17 protein-coding genes are annotated in these 21,871 nt (G+C 61.5%); 14 read left to right on the top strand and 3 right to left on the bottom strand.

Annotation, left to right across the window (positions count from 1 at the left end; translation table 11 throughout):
• Positions 1–6 precede the first annotated feature (6 nt).
• The 8 genes from VGN12_12850 to VGN12_12885 all read left to right on the top strand — a co-directional run bounded on the left by VGN12_12850 (position 7) and on the right by VGN12_12885 (position 9,783).
• Positions 7–702, top strand: a complete 696-nt coding sequence (locus tag VGN12_12850; GenBank protein ID HEY4310332.1) for a response regulator — start codon at positions 7–9, stop codon at positions 700–702.
• A gap of 174 nt (positions 703–876) precedes the next feature.
• Positions 877–1,842, top strand: coding sequence for a C-terminal binding protein (locus VGN12_12855; protein HEY4310333.1), 966 nt, complete (start codon positions 877–879; stop codon positions 1,840–1,842).
• 95 nt (positions 1,843–1,937) lie between these two features.
• Entirely contained in the window at positions 1,938–3,566 is a 1,629-nt protein-coding gene (locus VGN12_12860) for an Nramp family divalent metal transporter (GenBank protein ID HEY4310334.1), read from the top strand.
• On the top strand, positions 3,563–4,948 hold the full coding sequence (locus VGN12_12865) for an FGGY family carbohydrate kinase (protein ID HEY4310335.1): 1,386 nt from the start codon (positions 3,563–3,565) through the stop codon (positions 4,946–4,948). The genes VGN12_12860 and VGN12_12865 overlap by 4 nt, the downstream gene beginning before the upstream one ends.
• 19 nt (positions 4,949–4,967) lie before the next feature.
• Positions 4,968–5,771 (top strand): SDR family oxidoreductase, encoded by an 804-nt coding sequence (locus VGN12_12870; protein ID HEY4310336.1) that lies wholly within the window; start codon positions 4,968–4,970, stop codon positions 5,769–5,771.
• A gap of 73 nt (positions 5,772–5,844) precedes the next feature.
• Positions 5,845–7,863 carry a dehydrogenase E1 component subunit alpha/beta gene (locus tag VGN12_12875; GenBank protein ID HEY4310337.1) on the top strand — a complete coding sequence of 673 codons (2,019 nt, stop codon included), beginning with the start codon at positions 5,845–5,847 and terminating at the stop codon, positions 7,861–7,863.
• 34 nt (positions 7,864–7,897) lie between these two features.
• The gene (locus VGN12_12880) at positions 7,898–9,319 is read left to right on the top strand and encodes a 2-oxo acid dehydrogenase subunit E2 (protein ID HEY4310338.1); all 1,422 of its coding nucleotides are present in this window, start codon (positions 7,898–7,900) and stop codon (positions 9,317–9,319) included.
• A gap of 125 nt (positions 9,320–9,444) precedes the next feature.
• Positions 9,445–9,783, top strand: coding sequence for a hypothetical protein (locus tag VGN12_12885; GenBank protein HEY4310339.1), 339 nt, complete (start codon positions 9,445–9,447; stop codon positions 9,781–9,783).
• 167 nt (positions 9,784–9,950) lie between these two features.
• Here VGN12_12885 and VGN12_12890 read toward each other — a convergent pair whose 3' ends face one another.
• Positions 9,951–10,943, bottom strand: coding sequence for an acyl-CoA desaturase (locus tag VGN12_12890; GenBank protein HEY4310340.1), 993 nt, complete (start codon positions 10,941–10,943; stop codon positions 9,951–9,953).
• A gap of 575 nt (positions 10,944–11,518) precedes the next feature.
• Between VGN12_12890 and ggt the strand changes: the two genes are divergently transcribed.
• Positions 11,519–13,261: a gamma-glutamyltransferase gene (gene ggt / locus VGN12_12895; protein HEY4310341.1), complete on the top strand. Its 1,743-nt coding sequence runs from the start codon at positions 11,519–11,521 to the stop codon at positions 13,259–13,261.
• 572 nt (positions 13,262–13,833) lie between these two features.
• Here ggt and VGN12_12900 read toward each other — a convergent pair.
• The gene (locus VGN12_12900; protein HEY4310342.1) at positions 13,834–14,520 is read right to left on the bottom strand and encodes a 7-carboxy-7-deazaguanine synthase QueE; all 687 of its coding nucleotides are present in this window, start codon (positions 14,518–14,520) and stop codon (positions 13,834–13,836) included.
• Positions 14,517–15,206, bottom strand: a complete 690-nt coding sequence (queC, locus tag VGN12_12905) for a 7-cyano-7-deazaguanine synthase QueC (GenBank protein HEY4310343.1) — start codon at positions 15,204–15,206, stop codon at positions 14,517–14,519. Before queC ends, VGN12_12900 begins: the two co-directional genes overlap by 4 nt.
• A 195-nt stretch (positions 15,207–15,401) precedes the next feature.
• Here queC and queF point away from each other — a divergent pair, with 195 nt between their 5' ends.
• The 5 genes from queF (at position 15,402) to VGN12_12930 (ending at position 21,747) form a co-directional block, all read left to right on the top strand.
• On the top strand, positions 15,402–15,761 hold the full coding sequence (gene queF, locus VGN12_12910; GenBank protein HEY4310344.1) for a preQ(1) synthase: 360 nt from the start codon (positions 15,402–15,404) through the stop codon (positions 15,759–15,761).
• Between the two features lie 87 nt (positions 15,762–15,848).
• A complete protein-coding gene (locus tag VGN12_12915; protein HEY4310345.1) occupies positions 15,849–16,307 on the top strand; it encodes a VOC family protein in 459 nt (152 codons plus the stop codon).
• Positions 16,308–16,346: 39 nt separating this feature from the next.
• A complete protein-coding gene (locus VGN12_12920) occupies positions 16,347–18,134 on the top strand; it encodes a PLP-dependent transferase (protein HEY4310346.1) in 1,788 nt (595 codons plus the stop codon).
• 405 nt (positions 18,135–18,539) lie between these two features.
• On the top strand, positions 18,540–19,817 hold the full coding sequence (locus tag VGN12_12925) for a molybdopterin-dependent oxidoreductase (protein ID HEY4310347.1): 1,278 nt from the start codon (positions 18,540–18,542) through the stop codon (positions 19,815–19,817).
• Between the two features lie 28 nt (positions 19,818–19,845).
• Complete coding sequence (locus VGN12_12930; protein ID HEY4310348.1) at positions 19,846–21,747, top strand: tetratricopeptide repeat protein; 1,902 nt, start codon at positions 19,846–19,848, stop codon at positions 21,745–21,747.
• The last annotated feature ends 124 nt before the right edge of the window (positions 21,748–21,871 follow it).

Consider the following 21,871-nt stretch of genomic DNA (forward strand, 5'->3'; position numbering starts at 1 on the left):
CGCGTCATGACCGCCGACGGGCCGAAAATCTTGATCATCGAGGACGAGCAGGAGATACGCCGCTTCCTGCGCGCCTCGCTCGGCGCGCACGGCTATCGTTTTGTCGAAGCCGAGACGGGGCGGCAAGGACTGATGCTGGCCGCTAGTCAACAGCCTGACCTGGTGGTGCTCGACCTGGGGCTGCCCGACATGGATGGCATCGACGTGATTCCGCGCATCCGGGAATGGTCGAAGCTGCCGATCATTGTGCTGTCGGCACGCGGGCAGGAACGCGAAAAGGTCTCGGCACTCGACGCGGGGGCCGACGACTATCTCACCAAACCGTTCGGAATGGACGAGCTTCTGGCGCGCATCCGTGTGGCGCTGCGCCACACACAGCGCGCCGGGGACGGTGAGTCGCCCCTGTTCGCGGTCGGCGAGTTAAGCGTCGATCTTGGCAGCCGGCAGGTGACGGCGCGCGGCCAGCAGGTGCATCTGACTCCTACCGAGTTCCGCCTGCTATCGACACTCATCCACCATGCCGGCAAGGTCATCACGCACCGGCAATTGCTGAACGAGGTGTGGGGGCCGGACAGTTTGGACGAAACCCATTCGCTGCGGGTCTACATGGCCAAGCTGCGCGACAAGATCGAAGAAGACTCGGCCCGGCCGCGATATCTGCTGACCGAGCCGGGGGTGGGGTACCGGCTAATCGCCGAGTAGGTCGGAGTGGGGCCGGGGCAAGGAAGCATGCTTATCCGCCGATGGCGGAGCAGCATGGCACAACACCCTCGGAAATCGCCTATTCGGCTGCTGGATTCGGCCAAAACTTTATCATACAATCTGACGATCTCGCGGAATTTCCCTCTTTCGTACGGCTCGTCAGGCGGTCCCCTCATGCCCAAGGTCGCGGTCACGGATTATTCGTTTCCTACGCTGGAAGTTGAAGAACAGATACTGGCCCCGCTGGGGGTCGAAATCGCGAGCTGGAAGGAAAAACGTCCGGCCGCCGAGCTGCCGCAGTTGGTGCGTGACGCCGATTACATCATCACGCAATTCGCGCCGCTGACGGCGGACGTGATTGCCACGCTCGAGCGCGCGAAGGTGATCGTCCGTTACGGCATCGGGGTCGACAATGTCGATCTCGAGGCGGCGCGAGCCAAGAATATTCCCGTCTGCAATATCCCCGACTATTGCATCGACGAAGTGGCCGATCAGACGCTGGCATTTATTCTGGCCGCCACGCGCAGTGTGACCGCCAACTCCAACGCCGTGCATGGCGGAACGTGGGGCCTGCCGGTGCCGCTCGAACAGATGCGTACCCTGCGCGATTTGCATGTCGGCGTTGTCGGATTTGGTCGGATCGGACGCGAGGTGGTGAAGCGGCTGTTGGCCTTCAAGTGTCGGGTGCTGGTCTATGATCCGATGGTGCCGGCGGAACAGATTGCCAGCGCCGGTTGCGAAGCCCGATCGTTGGAAGAACTGCTGAGCCAGTCCGATGTCGTAACACTGCATTGCCCCTCGACCGCCAAGACGCGAGGGCTGATCAACGCGGATTCCATCGCGCGGATGAAGCCCGGAGTGATTCTGGTCAACGTGGCTCGCGGTGATTTGGTCGACTCGGCCGCGCTCACGAGCGCGCTGGCCAGTGGACAGATCTCGGTGGCGGCGCTCGATGTGTTTGCGCCTGAGCCGATTCCGGCCGATCATCCGATTTTGAAAATGCAAAACGTGATTCTTTCGGCCCACATCGCCTCGGCCAGCGTCAAGGCAGTGCGGACGCTGCGCGAGACGGCGGCCCAGATCGTGGCCAAGGCGATCCGTGGCGAACGATTGCCGAATGTGGTCAATGGCGTGGGATAAATCTGCGGGTGCTTGGCCTATTTAAGGCGGGGCCAAGAAATCGACGTAATTCTGGACGTCTGATTCGAGTCGAGCGGGAAAACCGAGGCGGACCAATGGCGGGCGAATCTACGCTAGCGCGCGAACTGCCGCAGACGTGCCTTCCCTCATGGGGAGTCGCAGAGCTGCCCGAGCCGCCGGCACTTTCCTGGCGCCATTGGACCCGATTCATCGGACCCGGCATCGTGATGATGGGCATTCAGATCGGCGGCGGCGAATGGCTGTTCGGCCCCGAGATCACGGCTCGCTATGGCGGCGGGCTGATGTGGATTGCCACGATCGCGATTATCTGCCAGGTGTTCTACAACATCGAGTGCGGACGTTATGCGTTGTATTGCGGCGAACCGGTGTTTACCGGTTTCATGCGCACCCGTCCGGGGCCCATGTTCTGGATGGGCGTCGTGTTTCTTTTGAACACGAGCTCGTTTATACCTGGCCTGTCGACACATGCGGCGGCGATGCTGGCTTCGCTCATTCTTGATCGGCCGCCGTCCGAGTTGGACTCGACGCTCGTGACCGGTTTGGCTTACGTGCTGTTGATCGTGGCCGTGCTGCCGGTGCTGATCGGCGGAAAGATCTATAACACGCTGCAATGGGTCATGACGACCAAGGTCGTCGTCGTACTGGGTTTTTGTCTGTTGATGGGAGTGTTGTGCGTCAGCTCTGCGAACTGGGGAAAGATCTTCAGTGGCTTCTTGAAGTTCGGCACCGTGCCGACGATCGGCGCCGATGGTGAAGAAACAACGGTCAATCTCTTCACGCACCGTTATCAGGAGGGAGTCTGGCCGCTGGTGGCGATGGGAAATATCGCGGTGCTGGGTGCCTTCGCCGGGTATGCCGGCGGGGGCGGACTGTCGAACGCCACTTACAGCAATTTCGTGCGCGACAAAGGGTGGGGCATGGGCTCGACCGTGGGCGCCATACCAAGCGCCGTCGGCGGGCACAGCATCTCGCTTAGCCATTTGGGCAAGGTCTTTGCCATCACGCCAAAAAACCTCGAACGGTGGCGCGGCTGGTGGCGCTATATCCTGACCGATCAGGCTCTGGTGTGGGGCCCAGGCTGCGTGATGGGGATGGCGCTGCCGGCGCTATTGTCTCTGCAATTCGCGCCGCATTCGGCATTGGCCGGGCAAAAGCTGGACTGGGCGCAATCGCTGATCACGGCCGACGGCATCCGCCACGCACCGCAATTCGCGGCGGCGTCGGCCAAGGCCCTGTGGATCGTCACGGTGCTGGTGGGCATGTTGGTCATGCTGCCGAGCCAGATGTCGGTCGTTGACGATATCAGCCGCCGCTGGACCGATATCTTCTGGTCGGGCAGCCGCCGCGTGCGCGAGAGCATGTCCGGCAACCAGGTCCGGCGGATCTATTACTCGATTCTGGGGCTGTACGTGCTGTGGTCGCTCGTCTGTGCTTATCTTTTTAGCACCTACGGCACGCCCAAGCTGATGACGATCGTGATCGCCAACTTGAATAACCTGGCGATTGGAGTAACGGCGCTGCATTTGTTGTGGATTAACACGCGCTTGCTGCCGCGCGAGCTTCGTCCTCGCTGGTTTCAGCGGTTGGGCGTGCTCGCCTGCGGCGTTTTTTATCTCGGCTTGGCGCTATTGGTCTTCGTGCAGAAGCAATTGCCCGAGCTGATAAGGCTGTTCGATTCGAGCCAGGGAGCGATCGTGCCATGAAGGTCCTGGCGATCGATATCGGTACGTCATTCGTCAAAGGAGCCATCCTGGATGTCGGCGCGCGCCGTATCGAGGACGTCCGCCGCGTGCCGTTTCCCGAGCCTGTTACTGGGTTACCCACGGCCTGGGTCGAAATCGATCCCGCGGCTGTGACTGGCGCGGTTGATTCGCTGATCGCGGAGCTTGGTTCGGCGGCGGGAGTTTGCGAAGGCGTTTATTTATGCGGGCAGATGGGAGGCGTGATCCTCGTCGATCGTGACGCGCAGCCACGCACGAATTACCTGTCGTGGCGCGATCAGCGCGTGCTCGAATCCAATGACAGCGATGGATCAAACACGTTCGAGCAGGTCCGACAGTGTTTGACCGAAACGCGCCTCGCCGAGCTGGGCAATGAACTTCGGCCCGGATCTTGTACGAGCCTGCTGTTCTGGTTGGCTGAGCATGAGCCCAGTTTGCTCGATGGGGCCAGCCCGCTGTCATTGCCGGCTTTCGTCGTTGCGCATCTTATCGGCAAGATTCCGGCCGAGGACGCGACGTGCGCGATCGGGTCGCTCGATCTGCGCCGCGGTGGTTGGCATCACGAGGCGTTTCGCGCGCTCGGGCTGGAAGGGCTTGTATGGCCCGAGGTGTCGCATTCGCGCGCGGCCGTGGGCGAAACGCGAATCGGCGGGCGGAGCGTGCCCTGTTATGCCGGCGTGGGGGACCACCAATGCGCGCTTTTGGGCGTGGGATTGGGGCCCGACGAAATCTCGGTCAATGTCTCGACCGGTTCGCAAGTCAGCCGGCTGATTGATAGCGCCGCCGAAGGACCGTTTCAGGTGCGGCACTATTTCGACGGTCGACTGTTGCAGACGATCACGCATCTGCCGGCCGGCCGATCGCTGGACGGGCTCGTGGCGTTGCTGACCGAAATTCCGCGCGCTGCCGGCGCCGCTTGTGGTGACGTGTGGGCGTTCGTTCACGAGCAAGTTAATGCGGCCGGGCCTAGCACGTTGGCAGCCGACGTTTCGTATTTCTCGGGCGCCCTTGGTGATCGGGGAAGCCTGAGCGGGATGCGGCTAGAGAATATGACGGTGGGGAACCTGTTCCGTGCCGCCTTTGAAAGCATGGCGCGCAACTATGCGGAGTGCGCTCGCCGACTTGATCCACAGCAATCGTGGCAGCGCATCGCCTTCTCGGGCGGCTTGGCCAATCGTTTTGAAATCTTGCGCACGCTGGTCTTGAGCGAGCTGCCGGGCCCGCACCGTTTGTGCGCGGATCGGGAAGACACGCTGACGGGGTTATTGGCCTTGGCGCTTGCGGCCGACGGTCAGGCGGAATCGGTCATCGCGGCCTCGGTGGCTTTGCGCAGCGAGGCAACATGCGCGGCAGCCACGAGCTGAAATTCAGATAGAGGATTTTATGGCGAGCACGTTATTCGATCTTTCGGGCCGGGTGGCCACGGTCTCAGGCGCAGCGCGCGGCATGGGACGCGCCATGGCACTGGCGCTGGCCGAGCATGGCGCTGATCTGCTGCTTGTGGATCGCAATGCTGAGGGGCTCGCGCAAACCGCGGGCGAGATCGCGAACCTGGGACGGCGCGCCGTGACGGTCGTTTGCGACGTGGCCGATCCGGAAGCCGTCGGCGGATTGTTCGCGCGGCTGGATCAAGAGTTTGGCCGGATCGACTTTCTGGCGAATGTGGCGGGCGAAGGCATCCTGGCCTCGCCTGAGGAAATCACGATCGAACAATTGCGCCGGGTGATCGAAAACCTGGTCATCGGACGTTTTGCCATGTGTCAGCAGGCCGGGCGCCGCATGCTGCGCGCGGGGCGTGGAAGCATCGTGAATATCGGTTCGCTGGCCAGCACCACGGCGCTTGGGCGCGGTCACATTGCCTACAGCATGGCGATGGGCGCGGTCGTGCAAATGACACGCGAACTGAGTACCGAATGGGCCAGTTCGGGCGTGCGAGTGAACGCGATCCTGCCGGCCCAGGTCATGAACCCCAGCCTGGCCGAGCGCATGACCGTGAACCCGGCCATGAAGGACGTCTGGCTGCGCGGCATTCCGGCCGGGCGTTTCGGCCAGCCGGACGATATCCAGGGACTGGCCGTTTTGCTGGCCTCGGACGCGTCGAGCTGGATTACCGGCGCCCTGATTCCCATGGATGGTGGCAATTTGGCGATGAACGGCGGCGCCTCGCTTCGCGACAAGCCACAATAAATAATAGGTTTTCACAGTTGGCCGCTGTCGCCACCCGGGCGCAGGGCTGCCAGCAAAACTCAACGAGCTCTGCATGTCGACTCAGACTATCGAATCGAACCTCGTTCTCTCGCTGTATCGCAAGATGCGGCTGATCCGCCACTGCGAAGAGCACCTGGCCCGGGCGCATCAGCGTGGCTTGGTTCACGGCGCGTGTCACACCTACGTCGGCGAAGAGGCGATTGCAACCGGCGTATGCGAAAACTTGCGCGCGGACGACGTGCTGTTCAGCACGCATCGCGGACATGGTCACGCCCTGGCCAAGGGGATGCCTCCTGAGCAATTGATTGCCGAGCTGTTTGGTAGGGCCACCGGCTGCTCGCGCGGGCGCGGCGGGAGCATGCACTTGTTCGCTCCCGAGATAGGCATGATGGGAACCAGCGGCATCGTCGGGCCGTGCATTTTGCAAGCCGTGGGAGCCGGGTACAGCTTTAAGCTGATGAAGACCGATCGCGTGGCCGTCGCATTCTTCGGCGATGGCGCTGTGAACAACGGCGCGTTCCACGAAGGGCTGAACATGGCCGCGATCTGGAACCTGCCGGTGCTATTCATTTGCGAGAACAATCAATTCGCCACTGAAGTGCCGTTCAAGTATTCGAGCGGCATACCGGATGTCGGGCGGCGGGCGGCAAACTATGGTCTGCCTGGCTTCGAGGTCGACGGCAACGACGTGCTGGCCGTTCACGACGTCGCGCGCGAGGCTGTGGCTCGGGCGCGCCGCGGTGAAGGGGCCACGCTGATCGAATGCAAAACGTATCGCACACGCGCGCACGCCGAAGGGATGGGAGATTTCACCTATCGGACGCGTGAAGAGGTCGACGAGTGGCGGACGAAATGCCCGCTGCGACGGCTGCGCGACGAGAGCGTGGCGCGCAGCAGCGAATGGGGGCTGACGGCGGACGAGGCGGACCGTTTCGGCGAAGAGTTCGACGCGGTCGACCGGCAAATCACCGAGTTAGTGGACGCGGCGTCGAAAGCCGCCGAGGCCGCTGAATGGCCGGATGGCAAGACGGCGACGACGCACGTCTATTGCGAACAGCCGCAACCGGTGGTGCCGGCCGAGCCTGCCAAAGGCACGCGACAGGCGACGTACGTGCAGGCGACCGTCGAGGCGCTCGAGCACGAAATGGGGCGCAATCCTGGCATCTTCGTGATGGGGGAAGGAATCGGCGTGCGTGGCGGGAATTTTCGTACGACCGCCGGCCTGTTCGACAAGTTCGGGGCCGAGCGGCTGTGCGATACCCCGATCTCGGAACGCGGCTTCGTGGGGCTCAGTTGCGGCGCCGCCATGACCGGCACGCGGCCGGTGATCGATTTCATGTTCGTCGATTTCATTAACGATGCCTACGGCGAGATCGTCAATCAAATCGCCAAGATGCAATACATGAGCAGCGGCCGATTGAAGATGCCGGTGCTGTTGCGCGGTTGCATTGGCGTCGGCCATGCCGCGGCCACGCATCATTCGAGCAATTTCACTAGCGTTTACGCACACATCCCGGGATTGCGGGTCGTGATCCCCTCGACACCGTACGATGCCAAGGGATTGTTTCTGCACGCGCTGCGTTCGAACGACCCGGTGCTGTTCTTGGAACATCGCGAACTGATGAGCATCAAGGGGCCAGTGCCGGAGGAAGCGTACGAGATCGAGTTCGGCCGCGCGGCCATCGCGCGTGAGGGGACAGCCGCTACGGTCGTGGCGATGGGGCTGATGTTGCACAAAACGTTGTCCGTCGCCGAAGAGCTGGCCGCGAGCGGCATTTCGATCGAGGTGATCGATCCTCGCACCGCGTCGCCGCTCGACGTGCCGACCGTTTTGAAATCGGTCGCGAAGACCGGGCGATTGCTGATCGTCGACGAAGCGTATGGTCCATCGAGCCTGGCCGCGGAGATTGCCGCGCAAGTCGCGGACGCGGGCTTTGATGATCTTGACGCGCCGATTCGCCGTTTGAACGGCGCGTTCACGCCGACGCCTTACAGTCCGCCGCTGGAAAAAGTGGTCGTGCCGCAAGCGGACGATATCCGCCGAGTGATCGAGTCATTGCTGGCCGAGTAGCTATTGCACGAAGTACGAATGAGGTTTGCTGAACATGGCCGTTGAAGTGACGATTCCCCGCCTCGGTTGGTCGATGGAAGAGGGGGTCTTCGTGCGCTGGTTGAAGCAAGACGGGGAGTGGGTCAAAGCCGGGGACCAGCTTTTCTTGCTGGAAAGCGAGAAGGCGACGCAGGAGATTGAATCGCTCGACGAAGGATTTTTGCGCCTGCTGCCCGGCGGACCACAGCCGGGCGAGACCGTGCTGGTGGGGCAGGTGATTGCCACGCTGACGGCGCAGGGAGAAGTGCCCACGGCCGTGATACCCAAGGCCGTGGCCCCCAAAACTCTGGCGGCGCCCGCCGACCATGCGGCGAACAATGGCGGAAATGGTGCAGCGCCCTCGGCCGGCGCGCCGAGTGAAGCGCCACGTACCGCGGGACCCGCGGCGCGCAGGTTGGCGCGACAGTTGAACGTCCCGTTGGATCATGTTGCGGGGAGTGGGCGCGGTGGGCGGATCACCGCGGATGACATTCACGCGCAAGCGCAACGACGTAACGCGCAGCAGGTCGAGAAGAGCAACGGGGCAGGGGAGGGCGCGCCGCCGAACGACCATGATCGCGTCACGGCCTCGCCACGCGCGCGACGCGCGGCCCGGGAGCTGGGCGTCGATTTCACAACGCTCGTGGGAAGTGGTGCCACCGGGCGCGTTCGCGAGCGCGATGTGCTGGCCGCGGCCCAGCAGCGCGAAAAGAGTGGCAGTACACCTGCGACGGTTTCTACCGGGAGCGCGTCCGCCGGACCGGATAAGATTCGACGCACGATCGCGCGGCGCATGGTGGCCAGCCATCAGGCGACGGCGCCGGTGACGCTGACGACCAAGGTCGACGCCACGAACCTGATCAATCTTCGCCGGCAGTTTCAGGCAGCGGCGGCTGGCAAGGATGAGTTGGTGCCGACGATCACGGACCTGCTCGCCAAGCTATTAACGACGGCGCTTGTCGACCATCCGCGTTTGAACGCGCGTTGGGAGGACGAGCAGGTTGTCGAGCTGCCTGAGATCCGCGTGGGTGTGGCCGTCGACACCGAGGCCGGATTGCTGGTGCCGGTGCTGGGGGACGTGCGCACGATGGGCGTGCGGCAGATCGCGGCGCGGTTCAAGGAGCTGGTCGCCAAGTCGCGCGCCGGCACGCTTTCGGCGGCCGACCTGCAAGGGGGGACGTTCACGATCACGAACCTGGGCATGTACGGCATCGATGGCTTTACGCCGATCATCAATCCGCCCGAGGCGGCGATCCTGGGCGTCGGCGCGATCCGACGTGAGCCGGTCTTTGGCGAAGGGGATCGCGTCGAAGCACGCGAGTTCATGACCCTCAGCCTGACGTTCGATCATCGGATCGTGGACGGTGCGCCGGCGGCCCGCTTCCTGGCGACGCTGCGCGAACGAATCGAATATGCGGCCGTGTGGCTGGCGGGGTAGCATGGTCGGCTGACAAATCCGTTAGGGACGTCCGTTACGGCGGCGGCGCGTTAGAGTGAAGGAGATGGGCCTGCCGATTTTAGATTTGTAGGGCCCGGCTTTTTCCAATCGTCGAGGTAATGGCCATGAAAAAATTAATGGCAGTGTTGTTGGTCGCCCAGAGCATGTTCGTCTTTTCATCCGTGACCCATGCGGCTGGTGATGCTTCGGCGATTCGTCGTGCCACGCGCACGCAGGATTCGCGGTGGGTGTCGAACTACCGACCGGGCGCGTCGAACTACGGCACGACTTCGCGCGGTTCGAGCTATCGCCGCTATTCGGCGAATGTGAATCGCGGCAGCGTCGCGGCACCGTCGGTGGCCAGTCAGCCGGCAGCGCCGGTTAGTAAAACGCCTGCTACAGTGCCCTCCAACAAAGCGCCCGCCAAGACGGCACAGCCGAATAGCAAAAGCCCTGTCCGTTAGGGATAGGCTTTCAATGAACAATTGCCCTGTCCGTTAGGCCATGCCTTTCATAAAGGCAGCGTCCAAAAAGAAAAGCCCCGTCCCTTGGGACGAGGCTTTTGCGTGGTTGACGCTCAATGGCTGCGGCTCGCTCGCTTCTTGAGAAAAGCGAACTCCTGCCGCATCGATTACGACGAACGGGCCGCCAGCGCCTTCTGCCGCTCGGGCACGTCGCGGACCAGGTTCCAGGCCAGCCCCAGCTTTTCCATGGCCACGATCACGCCGTAGGTCATGTCGAATTCCCACCAGCGGTGACCGTGCCGGGCCATGCGCTGGAAGGCGTGATGGTTGTTGTGCCACCCTTCGCCGTAGGCCAGCAGGCCGACCCACCACAGGTTGCGGCTGTCGTCCGTGGTTTCGTAATTGCGATAGCCCCACATGTGCGTGGCCGAGTTGACGAACCACGTGATGTGCAGCACGTAGACCAGCCGCAGGAACATGCCGTAAGCGACGAACGAGCAGGCGGTGTACAGGTCCCAGCCATAGTAGCCGACGGCGAACAGCGTGACGCCCAGCAGGATGTGCCAGACGATAAAGGTCTTGTCGAGGAACCGCATGACCGGATCCTTGTACAAGTCCGGAGCATAGCGCTGGAAGAGCTGCTTCTGATACTCGCCGCCGCGATTGGGGACGAGCCAAATCATGTGGCTCCACCAGAAACCTTCGCGCGGGGAGTGCGGGTCCCCCTCGTGATCGCTGAACTCGTGATGCTTGCGATGCACGGCCACCCACATCAGGGCCGAACCTTCGCCCGCGAGCCCGCCGATGAAGGCGAGCGTACGGCGCACCCACGGGTAAGTCGTGAAGCTACCGTGCGTCAGGTAGCGATGGTAGCCGAGCGTGATGCCGATCACGCCCGTGATCCAAGCCAATGCAAAGCCCAGGGCGAGCCCCTTCCAGGTGAAGCAGAACAGGGCCCCGATGGCGCCGACGTGCAGAAGCGTGATCCAAACGATCACGGGCCAGTCGTAGCCACGGCTCCAGCGATTCGCACGCGCCTCGGCCGAAGCGGCGTCGCGCGCTACGCTCGAACGAACCGGTTGACCCTTGCGCAATCGATTGCGATCGCGCTTGGCTTTTTGCAGCTTCTTCTTTTGCTTGAGTATCTCGACGGGTGTCACAGACGTTTCCCCCTAAAGGACTGGGTGGCGGCAGGCACGGCCGTCTTGGCCCGGAGTTCCTACCTGCTTCTTCGTCAGATTCTAGGAAGCCTCGGGCCGGTTAGTGTCACGTGGCCGTCGAGCGATTGTAAAAGATTGGTAACAAGCGCGTACATGGCGAAAAAACAAGGTTCCTGCGTTGCTAGCAGGGCGCGGGGCGGCTTGCAGGACGGGAATTCGACGGGGCGGGGTGGTCGGTCATAGGACGCGGGCAGGAAGGGCATTTCCCGGCAGCCGAATAGTAAATCCGCTCGCTAATCTGTCGCGTACGTTGTGCGTCGCGGGCACGCCGGAGTTTCCTGTAGCTGGCCTCTTCGAGGCCGGGACCTCTCGGTGCCGCTCCGGAGTCGCAGACCCCGGCTACAGACTTTGTGGTCAGCAGCCATTAGTAGCCGGAGTAACTAGCGGCGGATAGAGTGATTTGCAACAAGCGGTCGCCAAGATGGCCCGCGGCGAGGTTTTGCGCGATGCGAAATCGACGCATCACGCCGCGACCACCGGCCGGGTCGGTGCATCAACCAGCGAGGATTTCGTGCATGTCGAGTCGTCATCCGATCATCGCCTTGATTATTTGGGGAGTAGTGCCCGTGGTGCTTTTGGCGGCTGAAGGTGGACCGCAATCGGTGCGACGCACCGGTTACGACCGGCCGGCAAAGAACCCGCATCAAAGCCGCTCGGCGATCGCGGCCGAGCATGGGATCGTCGCCACTAGCCAACCGCTGGCGGCGCAGGCCGGCCTTGAGATTCTGAAGCGCGGGGGGACAGCCGCCGATGCCGCAATCGCGACCAACGCCATGATGGGCCTGGTCGAACCGATGAGCTGCGGCATTGGCGGAGACATCTTCGTCATTTACTGGGATGCCAAGACGCAAAAGCTGTACGGTTTGAACGGCAGTGGCCGCAGCCCTTATAAGCTGACGCGCGAGGTGTTCGCCCAGAAAGGATTGAAGGAGATCCCGTCCGAGGGACCGCTGTGTTGGAACGTGCCAGGCTGCGTTGCCGGCTGGGAGGAATTGCGGGCGAAGTTTGGCACGAAACCGCTGGCCGAATTGCTCGCCCCGGCGATCAGCTATGCCGAAGAAGGTTTTCCGGTCAGTGAGATCATTGCCGGCGGCTGGAGTTCTTCGCGGCAATCGTTGATGCACTGGCCCGACTCGGCCAAGACGTACCTGCCCGGCGGCAAGGCGCCGAAGGAAGGGGAGATCTTTCGCAATCCGAACCTGGCCCGCAGTTATCGCGATATCGCTAGCCACGGTCCCGATGCGTTCTACAAAGGGGACATCGCGCGGGCGATTGTCGAGTTCAGCGACAAGAACGGCGGGTACTTCACGCTGCAAGATTTCGCCGATCACAAGTCGGACTGGATCGAACCGGTCTCGACCAACTATCGCGGCTATGACGTGTGGGAATTGCCGCCGAACGGCCAGGGCATCGCGGCGCTCGAGATTTTGAATCTCATCGAGGGGTACGACGTTCGCGCCATGGGGGCCGGCAGTCCGGATTGGCTGCATCTGTTCATCGAGGCGAAGAAGTTGGCCTACGCCGATCGGGCAAAGTTCTATGCCGATCCCGATTTCAATCGTTTGCCCACGGCCGAGTTGATTTCGAAACCGTATGCCGAGAAGCGGCGCAAGCTGATCGACATGGCGCACGCGGCCCGGGCTGTGCCGGCCGGCGACCCGAAGCTGGTTTCTGGCGACACGATTTATCTGACGGTTGTCGACAAGGATCGCAACTGCTGCTCGATGATTCAGAGCAATTTTCATTCGTTCGGCTCGCAAGTCGTGCCGGGAGACGTGGGCTTCGTCTTGCAAAACCGCGGGCAGATGTTCGCGCTGGACGAGCAGCATCTGAATCGGCTCGAACCGCATAAGCGCCCGTTCCACACGATCATTCCTGCGATGGTCACCAAGGACCGCAAGCCGTGGCTGAGCTTCGGCGTGATGGGGGGGGACATGCAGCCGCAAGGGCACGTGCAAGTGCTGGTGAACATGATCGATTTCGGCATGAACGTTCAAGAGGCGGGCGATTTCGCCCGCGGGCGCCATAACGGCAGCGCCGAGCCGACCGGCGAAGCGGGGGATGCCGACGGCGGTAAGGTGACCGTCGAATCGGGGATCACGGACGAAACGGTCGCGGCCCTCAAGGCACGCGGCCACAACGTGCTGCGTTCGCGCGGAGATTTCGGCGGCTACCAGGCCATCATGATCGACTGGGAAAACGGCACACTACGCGGCGGCACCGAGGCGCGGAAGGATGGCTGCGCGGTGGGGTATTGAGGGAGTGATGAATGATGAGTGCTGAATGCTGAATGTAGAGGAAAGCAGTCATGTCAATCGTTAACCAACCCAATAGGCGGTAGGTTACTGTTCGAGCATGTTTGGCAAGCCATCTCGCATCAGCTCGTCCCAGGTTAATTTGCTTTGCAAAGCCTGCTTTAAAGACGGGATGTTTATTCGGTCAGTGGTCCATTCCTCGCGCGGTGTGTTGGCCATGGACCTGCAATATCGCCTGAAGTGGTAATAGTGCTCTGGCTTGTCGCAGTCGATAGACCGACATCCAGGTATATGCACGATTCCTAGATACACCCACGTATCGACGTAGGGAACGATTTGTCCGTTAAGGTCTTTCGTGATTCCGCAGTCGTAGTAGAGCGACCCGATTTCGAAGCCTTCTTTCTTCGGAAGATTTCCGGAGATCATTCCTTCGTCCCTCGATTAGCTGCATTTTTATTCGCGTTGCGCAGAGTCCATTCGTGCCCACGGGGCGGAATATTTTGGCAGAAAGTGTGCATGCGGGTTGCGATCTCGAGGAAATTCTTTCGCTCATCGCTTCGCATTTAACCTTTCCCTTACGTTCCACGCACGACGCCGTACCATTCGATGTGTTTGCGTGGGCAGTAGCGTAGGCCGGCGGCGTCGCAGTAGTCGGTCAGCCAGGTGGCGCGGTCGGCCAGCTCGGCCGTATCGGTTCCCTGCGGCATCAACAGCACGCGCTGCCGGTCGGCCTCTGGGAATTCGGCCAGGTAAAGTTCGATCTCGGCCAGGTCGTCCGGGCGGTCGACGACGAACTTCAACTGGTATTCATAGTCGCGCAGCAAACGGCGAATCACGGCCGGCGCGTGCCGCGTCCGTTCGTGCCGCACGCTCCAGCGCGGATGCTCTTGGCGGGATGGCGTCGAGTTCGAGAGCTTGGGGCTGATCGACATCAAATCGCAGCGGACGGACAGGTCGAGAGTGCCGGCCGTTTCGATCGTGATGTGCCGTCCTTGCGCGGCGAGTTCCGTGGTGAGCGGGACTAGCTCGGCCAACAGCATTGGCTCGCCGCCGGTGATGACGACGTGCCGGGTGTCGTGCTCGCCGACGCGTTGCAGCACTTCGTCGACCGAGAGATCGGCCCCCTCGGGGGCCCAACTGGTGTAGGGGGTGTCGCAAAACCAGCAGCGCAGATTGCAGCCACTAGTGCGCACGAAGACGCTATCGGTGCCGGTCAACAGCCCTTCGCCTTGGCGCGAGCGGAAGATTTCGGCAATTCTCACGCCTGGTACTCCAGCGGATCGGTCAGCCCGGCCTCGGCGAATCCTTTGAGCCGTAGCTGGCACGAGTCGCAACTGCCGCAGGGCCGGCCTGCGGAGTCGGGGTCGTAGCAACTGTGGGTTAGACAATAGTCCACGCCTAACTCCTGCCCTCGGCGAATGATTTGAGCCTTGGTCATGCGGATCAGGGGTGTGTGAATCTTGAACTTCAGCGTACCCTCGACGCCAGCCTTTGTCGCCAGGTTTGCCAGACGCTCGAACGCCTCGATATATTCCGGCCGGCAATCGGGATAGCCGGAATAGTCGAGCGCGTTCACGCCCAGGAAAATATCGGCGGCCGGCAGCGTTTCGGCAAACGCCAGGGCCAGCGACAAGAAGACCGTATTTCGCGCGGGCACATAGGTCGCGGGGATGCCGGTCGACATCGCCTCGGTGGCGCGATGCTTGGGAACCGGAATGTCGGCCGTCAGGGCGCTTGCTCCGAACTGCGCGAGATCGATCGGCAAGATCACGTGTCGTGTTATGCCAAGGGCCGAGGCCACGCGGCGCGCTGCGTAGAGTTCGTGGCGGTGCCGCTGACCGTAATCGAACGATAGCGCGGCGAGATCGAATCCCTCGGCGCGCGCGATGGCGCCGGCCGTCGCCGAATCGAGTCCGCCGGAGAGGAGCAATACCGCGGTGCGAGGCATGAGTGATTTAAGTACTAGCTTCTGTAGGCAGGGTCTGTGGTGGTGTGTTGAGATTGTGCTGTGTTGAAATTGATGCGTCCGGCCTCACAGCGGCCGGCTGCTGCGAAAGGCGTTCGGTTGCAGGGCTGCGAAGCTGCCCGCTTCCCTCGCTTGAACCATCATGCCACAATGGCTCGATCAGGAAAAGGAGCCGTAATGAGCGACGATTTTCGCAAGACATTAGAGACTTTCGCCAACCAGTTTCCGGATCGGCGGTACACGATCGAAATCGTCTGCCCGGAGTTCACGTCGGTCTGCCCGAAGACGGGTCAGCCGGACTTCGGCACGCTGACGATTACCTATATTCCGGCGGTTAAATGCGTCGAGCTGAAGAGCCTGAAGCTGTATCTGCAGCGGTTCCGCAATGAGGGTATTTTCTACGAGCACGTCACGAACCGGATCCTCGATGATCTGGTCGCTACGATCGAGCCGCGCGAGATCAAGCTCGTGGCCGCCTTCACGGCGCGTGGCGGGATCACGACGACGGTCACAGCCACGTTCGAGGCCAGCCGGTAGATTGCGAGGACGCCTTCCGACACGGCTTGCCATCGTTCGCTTCGTTGGAACATTCGTTCGCAATTCACGAGCATCGAGGAGTCAACGATGTCGCATTCTCCGCGAGCCATTCCTGAAGGTTTTCACACGCTGACGGTTTACCTGTCTGTCGCTGACGCCGATAAGGCGATCGATTTCTACAAGCGAGCCTTTGGCGCGGTCGAGCGTTATCGGTTGCCGCGGCCTGATGGCCGAGTTGGCCATGCCGAGATCACGATCGGCGATTCGATCATCATGCTGGCGGATGAATGCGGCATGGGGTTGTCGAAATCGCCGCGGACGCTGGGAGGCAATTCGGCCGGGCTGTGCCTGTACGTCGACGATGTCGATGCGGCCTTCGACACCGCCGTGAAATGTGGCGCGACGGTCACCCGTCCCGTGCAAACGCAGTTCTATGGCGAACGAACGGGCACCGTGACGGATCCGGATGGTTATCATTGGAGTCTGATGACGCACGTCGAAGATGTGTCGCCTGAGGAAATGAAGCGGCGCATCGAGGCGATGTAAACCGAGGGTTTTGAACCGGTTCGCAGGGAGGATGTTGCGATGTCGAAGGCTGAGAAAGCGCGCGAGCTGGCGGCCCGGCAACTTTCGCCGCTGCGTAATTCGACGTCGGCCACCGACGTGCCGGCGCTGGTTGACGAACAGTTGGCGCACTTCGGCATCGACGCGGCGAGCGATTTCGGCCAGGCGCTGGCCAGCATCGCCACCCGGCTGTACGAATGCCACGGCGATATCGAGGCTTTGTGGCGCGTGACGCTTGCTTCGATCGGGCGGCTGGACCGATCGGACCGGATCGCGTACTTCAATGCGGCCAAGTTCCTGTCGTTTCAGTTCGCCAAGCTATTGGACATGCTGCAGGCCCCGTCGCGTCGCAGCTATCAGAGCCTGGATTACACGTCGACAACGCAATATGCCAAGGGGCCGTACGCCGTTTTCGACAATGTGACGGCGATCTTCTCGGCCAATCCGGTCATCACGCGCACGGCGACGTATATCTATGCCTGTGCTGAGTGGATCGCCGATGCCTTTCAAGGCAAAGAGCTGCTGCTGGAGATCTATTCGCGGCTGCTGAACCCGACTTCGGTGTCGCTGGCGAATTACATCGTCGACCTGGAAGCGGGGCCGTACAGCGCGGAGTATTTTGCCTGGAACTTCAACAGCGGCATGGCGGCCATCGACGCGGCGCTCAGCCATCTATTGGGGGCGGGCGACATTCTGATCACCAGCCGGAACATTTACGGCGGCGCCCATCAGTTGATTCACGATTGGTTCGCCAAGCCGGGCAACCTGGGAATTGCGGTCGCTACGTTCGACGGTTATACGGCAGACGATTTTCTCGAGTGCCTGAGCGAAGTGCGTGAGAAGTACGCCGATCGACTGCAAGTCGGCCGACGGATGTATGTCTACCTGGAAAGCCCCTGCAATCCCCACGGCTACGTGCTGGACGTGCCGGGCATTTGCCGCGCTGCCCATGCTGAGGGGCTGCGGGTCATGCTCGATGCGACGGTCGGCACGCCGTTTCTCGTGCGCCCGTTGCAGCGCGATGATGTCCCGGAGAGGCCCGATTTCGTTATTCACAGTTACACGAAGGATCTTTCCGGATCAGGCACCGTAGTGGCCGGCGTGGTGATCGGCCGCAACGAGGACATGTTCATCCCGAAAGGGGAATCGATCGGCGAGGCGTCGTGGCAGGACACGTTGTTCTGGAATGTGTACTACGTCAAAGGGGCGTTTCTGAACGCCGATGCTGCCTTCGAAGTGATGCAAGGGATTCGCACGCTCGAGAACCGCATGCTGGCCAAGTGCATCAACACGATCATCCTGGCCCGATTTCTGGCGGCGCATCCGGCGATCAACGTGCATGCCAACGTTCTGCCGGACGACGAGAATTCGCAGTTGCGCGAGGAGCAGATGTTCCTCGGGCTGCCTGCGCCACTGTTTACGATCGATTTCGAGCGGGCTGAAATCTCTCGCGCGGCATTCCAGCGATTTTTCGATAACCTGTCCCCGACGTTCGGCCACATGATCAGCCTGGGGCAATCGAACACGATCATCAGTTGCCCGGCATTGACCACGCATTCGGAATTGCCCCCCGCGGAACTAGAGCGGACGGGCATCCTGCCGACCACGATTCGCTTTGCGGTCGGGGATGAAGATCCGCGCGATCTGCTGACGCACCTGGTCGGGACGGCGCGGATCACGATCGATCCAGTCGTGCCCGGCTTCACGGCGCAGTTTCCCACGACCGCTGATGCGGACTCGCTGGTGCGCGATTCCTACCTGGAAGTGCATCGACGTTATATCGAGTCGAAATGCGGGACGAAGGATTAAGCGATGGGCCCACTTTGGGGACCTTTATATTTTGTATTTGATTCTAGTCCTGCGAATCAGATAACAGGTATGGTGCTCGTTTTGGTGTTAGGCGCTGGGATGATCGCGTTCCCGCTACGGCCAAATAAGTTAACTGCAATTGTGCTGATTCCCGCCATTGTTTTGTGGCTGTTGTGCGGAATTGTGGGGAAAGGAATTGGGGCCTGATTCCTGCGGCGCACCACTCAAACGTGAGACGAGCAAAAACGCTCGACTACTCGACGGGAACGGTTTTCGTAGCTTCCCGGCCGCGGTGACGTTTATACTGGAAGCGTCGACGGCTCTGAACTGGCGAATGGAAGTGCGGAGTGATCGACGACGCGGCGGATTCGCATTGCTGCGATTATTGAGTGGCGGCATCGTCTTATGAGCGAGATCGAACAATTTCTGGCCGAGCATGTCGCGCTCTCGCGCCGCTATTTCTTGCGCGCTACGGCCACGAGCGCCGCGGTCATGGCCGGATGGCCGGCGCGGCTACGGGCGGAGGAGGGAATCGAATCGCCCGAGGCGCGAAAGGGGCTGGACGAGGCGATTGCGAGGCTCGAGCCCTACTTCACGCCGCAGGCGAATTTTCAGGATGTTTCGCGCGGCGATCCGGTCCCGCACACGCTCTCGGAAGAGAAAAAGCGCGAAGTCGGCCTGACGCGCGATACATGGCGATTGCAGGTGACGTCTGACCCGGACAATCCCGTTCCGCTGCGCAAGACATTCTCGCGTGCCGATGGGACGGCGTTCGACTTTGCGGCGCTGATGCAATTGGCCGAAACGCGTGCCGTGCGATTTGCCAAGGTAATGACCTGCCTGAATCTCGGCTGTCCGCTGGGCATGGGCATTTGGGAAGGCGTTCCGCTGCGCGACGTGATTTGGCTAACGAAGCCGGGCGACGCGTTACGGCGCGTTTTTTACTTTGGATATCACAACGACGATCCACGGCAGATATTTCGCAGCTCATTGCCGATTGGCCGGGTGTTGGAAGATCCGTTCGATCTGCCGCCTGTGATCCTTTGCTACAAGCTGAACGGTCATTGGTTGAGCAGTGAGCGAGGAGGTCCGGTGCGCATCCTGGTGCCCGAGGCCTATGGATTCAAATGCGTGAAATGGATCACGGACGTTGTGCTGACGAACCTGGCCGGCGCGAATGACACTTACGCCAACGAGAACAACGATATCGACAGTCCGCTGAAGAGTTTCGCGGCTACGATCTCGGCCCCGCGCCAGTGGAAAGCGGGTGAAAGCGTACCGCTGACCGGCTATGCCCAGGTGGGGATCGGTGGCTTGTCGAAGGTGCAGGTGTGGCTGCAGCCCGAGGGAGAGGAATCGCCGAAAGGAGATCCTTACTTCGCGACGGCGCCGTGGGGCGATGTCGAGATTCTGCCGCCGCCTACACAGTGGGGAGGCGAGTTGGCGGATGAAAAACTGACGAGCGCGACGCAAGGCTTTGACGAATCATCGGGACGGCCGATCTCGTGGCCGATGCGGCTGACCAAGGTGCATTGGGCCACGCTGTTGCCGGCCGTGCCGGCGGGCAAGTATGTGCTGCGCTGCCGGGCTGTCGACGCGAAGGGAAATGGACAACCGATGCCGCGGCCATTTCGCAAATCGGGTCATGCCGCGATCGAGCAAATCTCGGTCGTGGTCGAATAATCCACGCATTTCGCCAGGAGGAACGCGCTTGCGTGGACGCGACTCGTCAAGGGCCCGACCGAAGAACTCGTCCCGAGTCGATAATTCGCGCGCCGCGCCCGGGCCAGGCATTGCGAGCAAGGACGCTGCCATCAAAGACGCCGCGATTGGTGCCGGCGTGTTTCTGTTTCTGGCCGCGACGATCGGTATCGTTTATTCCACGGCCGTCGACGGGCCATTTTTCTACGATGATTCGACGAGTGTTCTCTATAACCCGTCGATCGTGCGGTTGTTTCCGCTCGTCGGAACCGATGCCGCGCCGGGGCCGCTGAACCCGCCACGCGATATTAGTACCTCGGGGCGGCCGCTGGTGAATTTGTCGCTGGCGGTGAATTACCACTTTGGACAATTCAACCCGCGCGGCTATCACGTGACGAATGTTGTGATCCACGCGATCGCGGCATTCTTATTGTGGGCGATCGTGCGGTGGACACTGCGATTACCCTATTTCGAAGGACGATTTAGCAATCGCGTGGCTGATTGGCTGGCCTTGTGCGTGGCCCTACTCTGGTCAGTGCATCCGATGCAAACCGAGGCCGTGCAATATGTGACGCAGCGCACCGAGTTGATGATGGCCTGCGGCTATCTGGTCACGCTGTACGCTAGCCTGCGCTACTGGGACGCGATGGCCACGCCGCAGCGAAGAATTTGGCTCGGCGTCGCAATCCTCGCGTGTTCGGCAGGCATGGCGTGCAAAGAAGTAATGGTCACGGCGCCGGTCGTGGTGCTGCTCTTCGAACGTGTGTTCATTGCCGGATCATTTCGTCGCGCGATCGAACGTTCCTGGCCGTTGTACGTGGGGCTAGTGCTAGGTTGGTTATTGCTCGTGGGATTGAACCTCGCCGGTCCGCGCGCGGCGACTGCCGGTTTGGGGCTGGGGGTGCCGATCTACCAGTGGTGGCTGACGCAGTTCGAAGTGCTGTTTCTTTACGTGAAGCTTGCGGTGTGGCCGTGGCCGCTGTCGATTCATTACGAGATGCCGCTCATCGAGACCTTCTCGGTCGCGTGGCCTTGGATGATCGGCGCGGCGGGCGTTGGAGTGGTTGTCGCGTGGCTATTGTATCAGCGCACGGCCGTTGGCTTTCTTCTGGCGAGCGTGCTGCTGATCCTCTCGCCGACGTTCGTCGTGCCGATCGCAACCGAGGTCGCCGCCGAGCGGCGCATGTATCTGCCGCTGGCCGGCCTAATGGCGCTGGCCGTCGTGGGGGCGTATGGGGTCGCCCGTCGTGTGCAGCAGATCATCAGTGGTGAAACGGCAACACTAACGACACAAGCACTTTCGCTCACTGCGACGCTCTTCGTTGCTCTCGCACTTGCGACCGGTTACGCCGTGGCGAGCGTGCATCGTTTGAACATCTATCGTGACGAGGTATCGCTTTGGCAGGATGCGCTACGCAGTGCGCCTGACAGCCCGCTGGTGCGTATGAACCTGGGGTTGGCGCTGATCAACGCCGGGCTTCCGCAGCAGGCGATTGAGCATTACGAGGCGGCGCTACGATTGGAACCGGAGAAGGGGGCCACGCATCGCAATAATCTTGCGCTAGCGCTCTTAAGTTCGGGCCGGCGGGCGGAGGCCATCGCGCAATACGAGGAGGCTCTGCGGATCGATCCGGAACTGGTCGAAGCGCACAATAATCTCGGCAGCCTGCTGCTGGGCGAAGGCAAGGCGGCGGAAGCGGTCGCGCATTTCACGGCCGTGACCCAGCTCAAGCCCGATTACGCCGAGGGATATTTGGGGCTGGCAATGGCACTCAGCGCGGCCGGGCGCCCCGATGCCGCCGCGGCCGGCGAACGCGCTCTGGCACTTGCGCGCGAGCAAGGTAACGCGGCTCTAGCGAAGCAAGTCACGGATTGGCTGAGCGCGTTTCGAGCGAGCGCGCCAAAGAACTGAGACGTCGGAGCACGCCTACGGCGTCGAACAGGCTGCGAATTGCCGGCGCCCTATGCCTCTTCATAGTCATGAGCGGCGCAGATTTACGAATTGCAGCAAACTGCTTCACATGCTCACGCATTTC

The organism is Pirellulales bacterium (genome assembly GCA_036499395.1).
Classification (GTDB): domain Bacteria; phylum Planctomycetota; class Planctomycetia; order Pirellulales; family JACPPG01; genus JACPPG01.

Bases quoted from the DNA above. Each gene is read 5' to 3' on its own strand.
- VGN12_12875 (HEY4310337.1), top strand. From the start codon at position 5,845: ATGTCGACTCAGACTATCGAATCGAACCTCGTTCTCTCGCTGTATCGC.
- queC (HEY4310343.1), bottom strand. From the start codon at position 15,206: ATGCCTCGCACCGCGGTATTGCTCCTCTCCGGCGGACTCGATTCGGCG.
- VGN12_12880 (HEY4310338.1), top strand. From the start codon at position 7,898: ATGGCCGTTGAAGTGACGATTCCCCGCCTCGGTTGGTCGATGGAAGAG.
- VGN12_12915 (HEY4310345.1), top strand. From the start codon at position 15,849: ATGTCGCATTCTCCGCGAGCCATTCCTGAAGGTTTTCACACGCTGACG.
- VGN12_12870 (HEY4310336.1), top strand. From the start codon at position 4,968: ATGGCGAGCACGTTATTCGATCTTTCGGGCCGGGTGGCCACGGTCTCA.
- queF (HEY4310344.1), top strand. From the start codon at position 15,402: ATGAGCGACGATTTTCGCAAGACATTAGAGACTTTCGCCAACCAGTTT.
- VGN12_12925 (HEY4310347.1), top strand. From the start codon at position 18,540: ATGAGCGAGATCGAACAATTTCTGGCCGAGCATGTCGCGCTCTCGCGC.
- ggt (HEY4310341.1), top strand. From the start codon at position 11,519: ATGTCGAGTCGTCATCCGATCATCGCCTTGATTATTTGGGGAGTAGTG.
- VGN12_12885 (HEY4310339.1), top strand. From the start codon at position 9,445: ATGAAAAAATTAATGGCAGTGTTGTTGGTCGCCCAGAGCATGTTCGTC.
- VGN12_12860 (HEY4310334.1), top strand. From the start codon at position 1,938: ATGGCGGGCGAATCTACGCTAGCGCGCGAACTGCCGCAGACGTGCCTT.
- VGN12_12865 (HEY4310335.1), top strand. From the start codon at position 3,563: ATGAAGGTCCTGGCGATCGATATCGGTACGTCATTCGTCAAAGGAGCC.
- VGN12_12850 (HEY4310332.1), top strand. From the start codon at position 7: ATGACCGCCGACGGGCCGAAAATCTTGATCATCGAGGACGAGCAGGAG.
- VGN12_12855 (HEY4310333.1), top strand. From the start codon at position 877: ATGCCCAAGGTCGCGGTCACGGATTATTCGTTTCCTACGCTGGAAGTT.
- VGN12_12920 (HEY4310346.1), top strand. From the start codon at position 16,347: ATGTCGAAGGCTGAGAAAGCGCGCGAGCTGGCGGCCCGGCAACTTTCG.